The 11831-nt window shown below is 75.2% G+C and carries 8 protein-coding genes and 3 tRNA genes; 9 read left to right on the top strand and 2 right to left on the bottom strand.

From position 1 onward, the window contains the following. Positions 1-83 precede the first annotated feature (83 nt). The 5 genes from DMP15_RS23315 to DMP15_RS23335 all read left to right on the top strand — a co-directional run bounded on the left by DMP15_RS23315 (position 84) and on the right by DMP15_RS23335 (position 8080). Positions 84-2198: a glycosyltransferase family 39 protein gene (locus DMP15_RS23315; RefSeq protein ID WP_073575406.1), complete on the top strand. Its 2115-nt coding sequence runs from the start codon at positions 84-86 to the stop codon at positions 2196-2198. A gap of 83 nt (positions 2199-2281) precedes the next feature. Then, the gene (locus DMP15_RS23320) at positions 2282-3571 is read left to right on the top strand and encodes a bifunctional glycosyltransferase family 2/GtrA family protein (protein ID WP_073575407.1); all 1290 of its coding nucleotides are present in this window, start codon (positions 2282-2284) and stop codon (positions 3569-3571) included. Positions 3572-3657: 86 nt separating this feature from the next. Beyond that, positions 3658-5721 carry a glycosyltransferase family 39 protein gene (locus DMP15_RS23325; protein ID WP_304580101.1) on the top strand — a complete coding sequence of 688 codons (2064 nt, stop codon included), beginning with the start codon at positions 3658-3660 and terminating at the stop codon, positions 5719-5721. A 173-nt stretch (positions 5722-5894) separates the two neighbouring features. Next, the gene (locus DMP15_RS23330; RefSeq protein ID WP_073575409.1) at positions 5895-6446 is read left to right on the top strand and encodes a PH domain-containing protein; all 552 of its coding nucleotides are present in this window, start codon (positions 5895-5897) and stop codon (positions 6444-6446) included. Next, the gene (locus DMP15_RS23335) at positions 6443-8080 is read left to right on the top strand and encodes a PH domain-containing protein (protein ID WP_337826448.1); all 1638 of its coding nucleotides are present in this window, start codon (positions 6443-6445) and stop codon (positions 8078-8080) included. Before DMP15_RS23330 ends, DMP15_RS23335 begins: the two co-directional genes overlap by 4 nt. Positions 8081-8088: 8 nt before the next feature. Here the strand turns inward: DMP15_RS23335 and DMP15_RS23340 are convergent, their stop codons facing one another. Continuing rightward, positions 8089-9651 (bottom strand): helicase HerA-like domain-containing protein, encoded by a 1563-nt coding sequence (locus DMP15_RS23340; RefSeq protein ID WP_312888475.1) that lies wholly within the window; start codon positions 9649-9651, stop codon positions 8089-8091. Between the two features lie 79 nt (positions 9652-9730). Here DMP15_RS23340 and orn point away from each other — a divergent pair, with 79 nt between their 5' ends. The 4 genes from orn to DMP15_RS23360 all read left to right on the top strand — a co-directional run bounded on the left by orn (position 9731) and on the right by DMP15_RS23360 (position 10753). Further along, on the top strand, positions 9731-10363 hold the full coding sequence (gene orn, locus DMP15_RS23345; protein ID WP_208821361.1) for an oligoribonuclease: 633 nt from the start codon (positions 9731-9733) through the stop codon (positions 10361-10363). 64 nt (positions 10364-10427) lie between these two features. Beyond that, positions 10428-10500 (top strand) — tRNA-His (locus DMP15_RS23350). Positions 10501-10581: 81 nt separating this feature from the next. Further along, positions 10582-10654, top strand: a tRNA-Lys gene (locus DMP15_RS23355). A 23-nt stretch (positions 10655-10677) separates the two neighbouring features. Next, a tRNA-Lys gene (locus DMP15_RS23360) sits at positions 10678-10753 on the top strand. Positions 10754-10831: 78 nt separating this feature from the next. Here the strand turns inward: DMP15_RS23360 and DMP15_RS23365 are convergent. After that, complete coding sequence (locus tag DMP15_RS23365) at positions 10832-11824, bottom strand: zinc-binding dehydrogenase (RefSeq protein WP_073575412.1); 993 nt, start codon at positions 11822-11824, stop codon at positions 10832-10834. Positions 11825-11831 lie beyond the last annotated feature (7 nt).

Consider the following 11831-nt stretch of genomic DNA (forward strand, 5'->3'; position numbering starts at 1 on the left):
TCGACGGACCGGGGGTGACCGGCACAGGTGGTTCACAGGTCGATCACCGGTTCCGCACAGCGCGGCGGAGCAGCGTCGCCCGGGTGACGAGCACCCTGTCCCGGCCCCGGCCCGCCCGCGCACCGTCCCCGCCGCCGACCCGCCGGTGGCGGCACCTGCCGCTCGCGGTGCTGCTCGCCGCGGCGGCCGCGCTGTACCTGTGGGGGCTGTCGGCCTCGGGCTGGGCCAACGCGTTCTACGCGGCGGCCGCGCAGGCAGGCGGGCAGAGCTGGTCGGCGTGGTTCTTCGGCGCCTCCGACGCGGCCGGTGGCATCACCGTCGACAAGGCGCCGGGTGCGCTGTGGCCGATCGGGCTGTCGGTGCGGCTGTTCGGGCTGTCCAGCTGGAGCGTGCTGGTGCCGCAGGCGCTGATGGGCGTCGGCGCGGTCGCGCTGCTGCACGCCGCGGTCCGGCGCGTCGCCGGGCCGGGGGCCGGGCTGGTCGCCGGGGCGGCGCTCGCGCTCACCCCGGTCGCGGTGCTGATGTTCCGCTTCGACAACCCCGACGCGATGCTCGTGCTCGTCCTGACCGGCGCCGCCTACGCGCTCACCCGGGCGGTCGAGCAGGGCCGCACCCGGTGGCTGGTGCTCGTCGGCCTCCTGGTCGGCTACGGCTTCCTCACCAAGATGCTGCAGGCGTTCCTGGTGCTGCCGGCGTTCTCCGCCGTGTGGCTGCTCGCCGCCCCGCTCGCCTGGTGGCCGCGGATCCGGGCGCTGCTCGTCGCCGGTGCCGCGCTGCTGCTCTCGGCGGGCTGGTGGGTGCTCGTCGTGGAGCTGTGGCCGGCCGCGGACCGGCCCTGGATCGGCGGCTCCCAGGGCGACAGCGTGCTGGAGCTGGTCTTCGGCTACAACGGCTTCGGCCGGCTCACCGGCGACGAGGTCGGCTCCGTCGGCGGCGGCGCGGGCGGACGTGCCGGTGGCTGGGGCGAGACCGGGCTGCTGCGGCTGTTCGGGTCGGAGATGGGTCGTGAGGCGTCCTGGCTGTTGCCGGCCGCGCTCGTGCTGACGGTCGTGCTGCTGTGGTGGACCCGGCGGGCACCGCGCACCGACCCGCTGCGTGCGGCGACCGTGCTGTGGGGCGGCTGGCTGCTGGTCACCGGGCTGACGTTCAGCCTGATGGGCGGGATCGTGCACAGCTACTACACCGTCGCGCTGGCTCCGGCGGTCGCCGCGCTGGTCGGGATCGGCGGGGCGACGCTGTGGCGGGACCGTGCGTCCGCGGCCGCCCGCTGGTGGCTGGCCGCGGCGGTCGCGGCGACGGCCGTGTGGGCCTACGCGCTGCTGCCCACGGCCTGGCTGGGGTGGCTGCGCCCGGCGGTGCTCGTCATCGGGCTCGGCGCGGCCCTCGCCCTGCTCGGGGTGCACCGGATGCCGCGGGTGCTCGCGGCGGGGGTGCTCACCGCGGCCCTGCTGGCAGGGGCCGGTGGGACGACGGCCTGGGCGCTGGGGACGGCGGCGACCCCGCACACCGGCGCGATCCCGAGCTCCGGGCCGGAGGGCTACGCGTCCGGACCGGGCGGGGCCCGGGGTGGCCCCGGAACGATGCGCGGGCCGTGGGCCGGTTCCGGGTCCGGCGCCCCGGGTGGCGCACCCGGCCCGGCCGGAACCGTCAGCGGTGGGGCCCCCGGGGCACCGGGCGCGACCGGGGGCGGCGCGGCTGCGGGTGCGGGTGCGGCCGGGAACGATGGGTCCGCGGGCGCCCCGGGTGCCGCGACGGCGGGCGGGCCGGGCGGCCGGTGGGCCGGTGGCGGACCCACCCGGGGGCCGGGCGGTGCCGGCGGGGGCCCAGGGGGCATCCTCAGCGCCCCCACGCCGTCGTCGCAGGTCACAGGGTTGATCGCGGCGGACGCGGACGACTTCACCTGGGCCGCGGCCACGGTGACCTCGATGCAGGCGGCGGGTTACCAGCTGGCGTCGGGGGCACCGGTGCTCGCTGTCGGCGGGTTCAACGGCACCGACCCCTACCCGACGCTCGCGCAGTTCCAGCAGATGGTGGCGCAGCACCGGATCCACTGGTTCATCGGCTCCGCGGGCAGCGGGATGATCTCCACCGCCTCCGGCGGCAGCGACGAGGCGCGCCTCATCGCCGAGTGGGTCGCGGCGACGTTCCCGGCCCGCACCGTCGACGGCGTCACCCTCCACGACCTGAGCGCGTCGTGACCCGGCGGGCGGCAGACAGGCTCACAGCCGACGCACAGGTCGATCACACGGCTGCGACAGCGCAGGCCCCGATCGTCGATCCCATGACCACAGTCGTCGCCGGCCCCGCGACCGGCACCCACCCGGGCCACCCCGAGGCGCGTCCGTCCGACCGCGGCCGGACCGTGCTCGACATCGTCGTCCCCGTCTTCGACGAGGAGCGCGAGCTGGAGTCCTCGGTGCGGCGCCTGCACGCGTTCCTCACCTCCGGGTTCCCCTACTCGTTCCGGATCACCGTCGCCGACAACGCCAGCACCGACGCCACCCCGGTGATCGCCCGGCGGCTGGCCGCCGAGATCCCCGAGGTCCGCACGGTGCGCCTGGAGCAGAAGGGCCGCGGCCGCGCCCTGCGCCGGGTCTGGTCGGACTCCGACGCCGATGTCCTCGCCTACTGCGACGTCGACCTGTCCACCGACCTCGGCGCGCTGCTCCCGCTCGTCGCCCCGCTCGTGTCCGGGCACTCCGACCTCGCGATCGGGACCCGGCTGGGTCGCGGCTCGCGGGTCGTGCGCGGCCCGAAACGGGAGTTCATCTCGCGCAGCTACAACCTGATCCTGCGCGGTGCGCTCTCGGCACGCTTCTCCGACGCCCAGTGCGGGTTCAAGGCGATCCGCTCCGACGTGGCCCGGCGGCTGCTGCCGCTGGTCGAGGACACCGGCTGGTTCTTCGACACCGAGCTGCTGGTGCTGGCCGAGCGGTCCGGGCTGCGCATCCACGAGGTGCCGGTCGACTGGGTCGACGACCCGGACTCCAGCGTGGACATCGTGGCGACGGCCGTCGCGGACCTGAAGGGCGTGTGGCGGGTCGGCCGGGCACTGGCGACGGGTGCGCTGCCGCTGGCCGAGGTCCCCGCGCAGCTCGGGCGGGCGCCGCTGGCCCCGCCGGAGGTGCCCGGGGTGCCCCGGGCGATGCCGTTCCAGCTGGCCCGCTTCGCCGCGATCGGCGTCGCCTCGACGGCGGCGAACCTGGTGCTGTTCCTCGCCCTGCGGGGGGTGCTCGGGCCGATCGCGGCGAACGTCGTCGCGATGCTGTTGTGCGCGGTCGTGAACACGGCGCTGAACCGGCGGTTCACCTTCGGCGTCCGCGGCCGGGGCCGGGCGGTCACCCACCAGTTCCAGGGCCTTGTCGTGTTCGCCCTGGGACTGGGGCTGACCACCGGTGCACTCGCCGTTCTCGGAGCGGTCGCGCCCGGCGCGCACCCGGCCGTCGAGGTGGCGGTGATCGTCGGGGCCAACCTGGTCGCGACGGTGCTGCGCTTCGTCCTGTTCCGCTCCTGGGTGTTCCGTCCCCGGGCCTCCGCCACCATCCCGATGGAGAAGGCGACCCTGCAGTGACCAGCACCCTCGACCGGAACCCCACACGGTCCGACGCCTCTCCACCCCCGGCCGGCGGTTCGCACCGCAGGCTCCGGGCCGCATCGGTGATCGCTCTCCTCACCGGCACCGGCCTGCTCTACCTGTGGGACCTCGGCTCCTCGGGCTGGGCCAACTCCTTCTACGCCGCCGCGGTCCAGGCCGGGGCGAACGACTGGACGGCGTTCTTCTTCGGCTCGCTCGACCCGCAGAACTCCATCACCGTCGACAAGCCGCCCGCGTCGCTGTGGCCGATGGCGCTCGCCGCCCGGATCGTCGGGTTCAACTCCTGGAGCCTGCTGGTCCCCCAGGCACTGATGGGCATCGCCGCGGTCGGACTGCTCTACGCCGCGGTGCGCCGGGTCTCCGGGCACGGCGCCGGCCTGCTCGCCGGGACGCTGCTGGCGCTGACTCCGGTCGCGGCGCTGATGTTCCGGTTCGACAACCCCGACGCGCTGCTGACGCTGCTGCTCGTCGCGGCGGCGTACCTGCTCGTCCGGGGCCTGGAGGACGGCCGGACGCGGTGGATCGCCGCGGTCGGGCTGGTGCTCGGTTTCGCGTTCCTGACCAAGTCCCTGCAGGCGTTCCTGGTGCTGCCCGGTCTGGCACTGGCCTGGCTGTGGGCCGCGCCCGGCCGTCCGTGGCGACGGGTGTGGCAGCTTCTCGTCGGCGGTGCCGGGATCGTCGTCGGCGCCGGCTGGTGGCTGCTCGCCGTCGCGCTGTGGCCGGTCGACGCCCGCCCGTACATCGGCGGGTCCGGGGACAACACCCCGCTCGGACTGGCGTTCGGCTACAACGGTCTCGGCCGCATCGTCGGCGGCGAGGGCGGCGGACCCGGCGGTGGCGGGAGGCCCGGTGCCGCGTTCGGCGGCGGGATGCCCGACGCCGCCGGTCTCCCGGGCGGCGCGGCCGGTGCCGTGCCCGGGGGCGGCATGCCACCGGGCGGGCCCGGGGGCGGTATGGGCGCGGCCTTCGGCGGCCGGGCCGGGTTCCTGCGGATGTTCGGCGATTCCTTCGGCACCCAGGTCTCCTGGCTGCTGCCGGCCGCGCTGCTCCTGTTCGTCGCGGCGCTGGTGCTCCGTGGTCGAGCCGCGCGCACCGACGCGGTCCGCGGTTCGCTGATCGTGTGGGGCGGCTGGACGCTGGTGACCGTGCTGGTGCTGTCCTTGATGGAGGGCATCGTCCACCCGTACTACGCGGTTGCCCTCGCGCCCGGGATCGCGGCGCTGGTCGCGGTCGGCGCCCGCGAGCTCCTGCGGTACCGGGACCGCCGGTGGGTCCGTGGGGTGCTCGCCGTCGCCTCCGCCGGGACCACGGTGTGGGCGTTCGTACTGCTCGGCGGGTCGCCGCAGTTCCTGCCGTGGCTGCGGTGGGTGGTGCTGGTGGCGGGCGTCGCCGCCGGCGCGGCGTTGCTGGTCCCCGCCCGGGGGCGACGGTGGCTCGCCGTGGTCCTCGGCGTCGCGGTCCTGAGTGGGGTCGCCGCGCCGGCCGCGTACGCGGTCCAGACCGCGGCGACCACGCACGAGGGCTCCACACCGATGGCCGGGCCGTCGGGCGCCGGCGCCGACCGCGGCATGGGCGGGCCCCGCGACCGACGGGGCGGGGCGGATCGGACCGACGGCACCGACGCGGGCATACCGGGGACCACGACCGGTGCCGGCCCGTCGGGCACCGGCGCCACCGATGCCGGTGGGCTGCCTGCCGGTGCCGCGCCGGATGGTGCCGGGCAGCCCGGCGCGGGCGGGCCGGGCGGGATGCCCGGTGGCGGTCCGGGAGGCGAGCGGACCAGCGCCCAGGTCGTGGCCCTGCTGCGTGAGGCAGGACCGTCCCGCTGGGCGGCGGCGACGATCGGCTCGCAGGGCGCGGCGTCGATGATGCTCGTCGCGGGCGGGGACACCGCCGTCATGGCGATCGGCGGCTTCTCCGGCAGCGACGACTCCCCCACCCTGGAGCAGTTCCGGCAGTACGTCGCGCAGGGCGACGTCCGGTACTTCGTCAGCGGCGGCGAGCGGGGTGGCCCCGGCGGCGGCCGCGGCACCGGCGCGGAGATCACCGCCTGGGTCGCACAGCACTACACCGCGACGACAGTCGACGGCACCACGGTCTACGACCTGTCCGCGCCGGCCCACTGACCGTCGTCGCCCGCCGAGTGGCACACCACGTACCCGGACCCGGATTCCAGACGCACGTGGTGTGCCACTCGGCGGCACCCCTCTGTCGGCCACGCCCCCTCTTTCGGCCACAGTGGGGTCTCCGACGGCGTGCTCGGATGCTCCCGCCGGGTGCGGTTCGGCAGAGTGGGACCATGACCGCCACCGGCCCCCGCACCGGCGACCCCGGACCCGGGATCCCGACCGACGCGCTGCCGCTCCCGTTGCGCCCACCCGCGAACCGGGTCGACCCCCGCGCGATCTGGTGGTGGCGGCTCTCGGCGGTGCCGGTCCCGCTCGTGCTGCTCGGCGGCCAGGTCGTCGCGTGGTTCCTGCTGCCCGCGGTCCCGTGGCACGGGGTTCTGGTCGCGACCGTGGTGTTGACGGTGCTGTGGCTGCTGGTCGGGACGCTCGTCGTGCCCGGTCTGCGGTACCGGCTGCACCGCTGGGAGGTGACCGAGGACGCCGTCTACACCCGGTCGGGCTGGCTGGTGCGGGAGTGGCGGATCGCGCCGATCCCGCGGGTGCAGACCGTCGACACCGAGCACGGCCCGCTGCAGCAGGCGCTGCGCCTGGCGACGGTGACCGTCACGACCGCGTCGGCCCGCGGCCCGGTACGCATCGCCGGGCTCGACGCCGCCGCCGCCGCCGAGCTCGCCCGCAGGCTCACCGAGACGACCGGGCGGCACAGCGGGGACGCGACGTGACCGAGCCCGTACCCGTCGCCCCCGCGGACGGCACCGGCACGCCCCCCGAGGAGGTCGGCTGGCGACGGCTGCCGGGCCGGATGCTGCTCGTCGGCCCGGCCACCGCGCTGCTGCGGCTGGCCCCCGCACTGGTCGTGCTGGTCCTGTTCGGCGCGGGCAGCGGCAACTCCACCCAGGTCTGGATCGCGGGGGCGGCGGTCGTCGTCGCGGTCGCGGTGGGCGTCGTGCGCTGGCGCACCACCCGCTACCGGATCACCGACGAACGCGTCGAGCTGCACAGCGGGCTGCTGAACCGGCAGCGTCGCTCGGTGCCGCGGGATCGGATCCGCACCGTCGACCTGACCGCACCGCTGCTGCACCGGCTCGTCGGGCTGTCGGTGGTGAAGGTCGGCTCCGGGCAGAGCGGGTCGGACGCGGGCCTCGACCTCGACGCCGTCACCACCGACGAGGCCGAACGGCTGCGCCGCGAGCTGCTCGCCCGCCCCGCCCCGGCACGCGGACCGGCCGCGGTCGCCGGCGGGACCGGGGCGGACCGGGCCCGGGTCGAGGGGAACGGTGCCGACGGGAACGGTGCCGACGGGAACGCGGCCGGCGGGGACGGGACCGTCGGCCCGGCGGATCCCGTCGACCCCGCGGGCGAGGAGCTCGACCGGATCGACTGGTCCTCGCTGCGCTTCGCCCCGCTGACGGTCAGCTCGCTGGCCGCGATCGGTGCGCTGGCCGGCGCCGGCTGGAACGTGCTCAACGAGACCGGCCTCGACCCGCGCTCGCTGCCCGGCGCGGACGCCGTCGCCGGGGAGCTGTCGGCCGCACCGGTCTGGGCGACGGTGCTCGTCGCGGTCGCGCTCCTGCTGCCGGTCATGGTCGCCGGCAGCATCGTGCTGTTCGTGGAGCGCTGGTGGGACTACCGGCTCAGCCGCGAGCCCGACGGCACGCTGCGGGTGCGACGCGGCCTGCTGACCAAGCGGTCGCTGTCGGTGTCCGAGCAGCGGCTGCGCGGGGTGACGGTGTCCGAGCCGCTGCTGGTGCGGGCCCTGGGCGGCGGTGCCCAGGCCGGGGCGCTGACCGTCGGGCTCGCCGGGGAGGACACGGACTCCGGCGGCGGCGCACTCGGCCCGCCGGTGCGCCGCGCGCACGCCCACGCCGTCGCCGCGACGGCCGCACGCGCGACCGATCCGGTCACCGACGGTCCGCTGCGGGCGCACCCGGCGCGGGCCCGGGCCCGGCGCCTGGTGCGCGCGGTCGGCCCCGCGCTCGTCCCGGCCGTCGCCCTCGGGGTGTTCGCCTGGTTCGACGCCGCGGTCTGGCCGGTCGTCGTCGGCGTTGCGCTGGTCGTGGTGGCCGTGCCGCTCGCGCTGGACCGCTACCGCGCCCTGGGCCACCGGCTCGACGAGCGCTACCTCGTCGCCCGGCACGGGTCGCTGCTGCGCACGACGACCGCGCTGCGCCGCGACGGCGTCATCGGATGGCGGGTGCGGCAGAGCCTGTTCCAGCGCCGCGCCGGGGTGCTGACGCTGGAGGCGACCACCGCCGCGGGCGGAGGCGCGGTGCAGGTGCTGGACCTCGACCCCGCCGACGCCGTCGCGCTGATGGCCGCGGTGACCCCGGACGCGGTCACCCCGTTCCGGGCCTGACCCGTGGGTCAGCGACGCCGGCGGGTCCCGAACAGGCTGCGGGTGATCTCGCGGGTCACGGTGTTGGTGAGCTGACGACCGGTCGGCGACTGCAGGAAGTCCCCGATCTTGGAGAAGAACCCGCCGCCCGGCGAGTCCTGCGGCGGGGGCGGCGGGGCCTGGCCCGGCCCCGGGGCGGGTGCCGGGGGCGCCTCGACCGGCGTCGCCTCGCCGCCCGGCCCGGCCGCGATGCTCGCGGTGAGCTTCTCGTAGGCGGACTCGCGGTCCACCATCTGCCCGTACTTCGCCTGCAGCGGTGAGGCGGCGGCGTCGGCGCGGACGTCGTCGACCGGCAGGGCCGCCATCAGCGAGCGCGGGGCCCGCAGCCGGGTCCAGGCGACCGGGGTGGGCGCGCCGCGCTCGGACAGCACCGTGACGACCGCCTCACCGGTGCCCAGCGAGGTCAGCGCCGACTCCAGGTCGTAGACGTCGGACTTCGGGTAGGTCCGCACGGTGCGCGACAGCGCCTTCTGGTCGTCCGGGGTGAAGGCCCGCAGCGCGTGCTGGATCCGCGCGCCCAGCTGGGACAGCACCTCGTTCGGCACGTCGGTGGGCAGCTGGGTGCAGAAGAACACGCCGACGCCCTTGGACCGGATGAGCTTGACGGTCTGCTCGATGCGGTCGAGGAACGCCTTCGACGCGTCGGTGAACAGCAGGTGCGCCTCGTCGAAGAAGAACACCAGCTTGGGCCGGTCGAGGTCGCCCGCCTCGGGCAGCTCCTCGTACAGCTCGGCGAGCAGCCACATCAGGAACGTGGAGAACAGCACCGGGTTCGCGGCGCGTTCGGCCAGCTCCAGCAGGGTGACGACGCCCTTGCCGTCGATCTGACGCATCAGGTCCGCGGGGTCGAACTCGGGCTCGCCGAAGAACTCCTCGCCGCCCTGGGCCTCCAGGTTGACCAGCGCGCGCAGGATGACCCCGGCCGTCGCCGGGGAGACCCCGCCGATGCCCTTGAGGTCGGCCTTGCCCTGGTCGGAGGTGAGGTGCTGGATGACCGCGCGCAGGTCCTTGGTGTCGAGCAGCGGCAGCCCGCGCCGGTCGGCCCAGTGGAAGATCAGGCCGAGGGTGGACTCCTGGGTGGCGTTGAGGCCGAGCACCTTGGCCAGCAGGATCGGGCCGAACTGGGTCAGCGTCGCCCGCACCGGGACGGCGACGCCGCCGTCGCCCAGCGACAGGAACTGCACCGGGTACGCGGTCGGGCTCCAGTCGTCGCCGGTGTCGGTCGCGCGGGCGGTGACCTTGTCGTCCGGCTCGCCCGCGCGGGCCATGCCGGACAGGTCGCCCTTGACGTCGGCGAGCAGGACGGGGACCCCGGCGTCGGACAGCTGCCCGGCCAGGGCCTGCAGTGTCTTGGTCTTGCCGGTGCCGGTCGCCCCGGCCACCAGGCCGTGCCGGTTCAGCGTCGCAAGGGGGATCCGGACCCGCGCCTGCGGGTCGCACACCCCGTCGACCATGACGGTGCCGAGCTCGAGCCCAGCTCCGTCGGTGGCGTATCCGGCGGCGATGGTGCGGGCAGGTGTGTCGTCAGCCACGGCGCGAGCCTAGGGCACTCCCCCGACGGTGACGGCCGAGGCTCGCGCCGGTCGCGACGACGTCACCTAGGCTGTGACGATGACCGATCGGCTGGTGTGGATCGACTGCGAGATGACCGGGCTGGATCTGGGCTCCGACGCCCTGATCGAGATCGCGGCACTGGTCACCGACGGCGACCTCAACATCCTCGGCGAGGGCGTCGACGTGGTCATCGCCTGTGACGACGCGAAGCTCGACGCGATGCCCGACGTCGTGCGCGACATGCACGCCCGGTCCGGGCTGACCGAGGAGGTCCGGCGCGCGACGGTCACGATCGAGCAGGCCGAGAAGATGGTGCTCGACTACGTCCGCACCCACGTCCCGGACGCCCGCTCGGCGCCGCTGGCCGGCAACTCGATCGCGACCGACCGCGGCTTCATCGCTCGGGACATGACCGAGCTCGACGGGTACCTGCACTACCGGATGATCGACGTCAGCTCGGTGAAGGAGCTGGCGCGGCGCTGGTTCCCGCGGGTGTTCTACGCGAAGCCGGAGAAGGGCCTCGCGCACCGCGCGCTCGCCGACATCCGCGAGTCGATCCGCGAGCTGGCCTACTACCGGCAGGCGCTGTTCGTGGCCCCGCCCGGTCCGACGACCGAGCAGGCGCAGGCCGCGGCGGCCGCGGTCGCGCACGTCGCGGCACCCCCGGAGGGCGGTACGACCCCCGCCTGACACCCCCCGGAGCGGGCGGGCTACAGTAGTCCAGCGCTTCCGGGAGTGCCCGGGAGAACGCATGGTGGGTGTAGCTCAGTTGGTAGAGCACCTGGTTGTGGTCCAGGGGGCCGCGGGTTCAAGTCCCGTCACTCACCCGGTCGCCGCCTCGGCGATCGATCCCACCGCACGCCCGGGATCGATCCTCCGTGCGTGGGCGAGGCACGACAACTCCACACGCGCCGTTAGCTCAATTGGCAGAGCAGCTGGCTCTTAACCAGCGGGTTCGGGGTTCGAGTCCCTGACGGCGCACGCAGGACCACAAGTGAACACATGCGCCGTTAGCTCAATTGGCAGAGCAGCTGGCTCTTAACCAGCGGGTTCGGGGTTCAAGTCCCTGACGGCGCACCATGTGATCCGCAGGGGGTAGGACGTCGTCGTCCTACCCCCTGCGGCGTTCGCGGTCGGCACCGCGCCCGGACGGGTCCCTCAGACCCCGCCGGAGAGGTCGACCGTGACCTTCCCGCCCCGCTGGTCGCGGGCAGCCTCGAGCGCGTGCTGGGTGTCCTCGAGCCGGTAGACCGGCTCGAGGAACGGGGTCACGTCGACGGCACCGGAGTGGATGAGGTCCACGGCCTCGCGGAACGCGGTGAGGCCCGGCTCGAGCTGGGTGCTGTGGTTGTGCTCGATGGACGGTTGCTTGGCCCAGGCCTCCGCGAAGTCCCAGGGCGTCGGCCCGCTGGGCCGCTCCGGGAAACCGAAGTGCCCGATCCGGCCCTGCGGCCGGACGGCGCGCAGACACTGGATGCGCGTCTCGTCGTAGCCCGCGGCCTCGATGACCAGGTCGGCCCCCACGCCGCCGGTCATCTCGGCGACGGCGTCCACGAACGGGGTCTGCGCGACGTCCACCGCGGCGTCCACCGTGAACGCGGCCGCGAGCGCCACCCGCGACGGCGCCTTGTCGGCGATGAGCACGGAGCTGAACCCCGCCCGGCGGGCCAGCTGGGTGAAGAACAGTCCGGCCGACCCGGCGCCGCAGATCGCCACCGAGCGCCCTTCGCCGCTGCCCATGGTCGAGGGCCAGAACCGGCGCATGGCGTAGATCGTGGTGCCCAGCTGCTGGGCCATCAGCAGCCGGTCGAGGTCACCGCCCGGGGGCAGGGTGACCAGCGAGCGCTCGGAGACGACCTGCCACTCGGCGAAGCAGCCCGCCGCGTGCGGGACCGGCGCCACGAGGACCGCGTCGCCGGGGGCGAACCCGGCCGAGCGGGACCGCTCCACCACGCCGACCCCCTCGTGGCCGGGGAAGCCGGGCGGGGCGGGGTACTCGCCCGCGTAGAAGCCGTCGAAGACGACGTGGAGATCGCTTCCGCAGATCGAGGCGCGATGCGTGCGGACGAGGACCTCGCCCTCCCCGGGCTCCGGGATCGGGACCTCGACGGTCTCGAGACGTCCCGGAGCGACCATCTGTGCTGCGCGCACGGTTCCT

It is taken from the genome of Pseudonocardia sp. UM4_GMWB1 (assembly GCF_017312155.1).
Classification (GTDB): Bacteria; Actinomycetota; Actinomycetes; order Mycobacteriales; family Pseudonocardiaceae; genus Pseudonocardia; species Pseudonocardia alni.

Bases quoted from the DNA above. Each gene is read 5' to 3' on its own strand.
- DMP15_RS23320 (WP_073575407.1), top strand. From the start codon at position 2,282: ATGACCACAGTCGTCGCCGGCCCCGCGACCGGCACCCACCCGGGCCAC.
- DMP15_RS23330 (WP_073575409.1), top strand. From the start codon at position 5,895: ATGACCGCCACCGGCCCCCGCACCGGCGACCCCGGACCCGGGATCCCG.
- orn (WP_208821361.1), top strand. From the start codon at position 9,731: ATGACCGATCGGCTGGTGTGGATCGACTGCGAGATGACCGGGCTGGAT.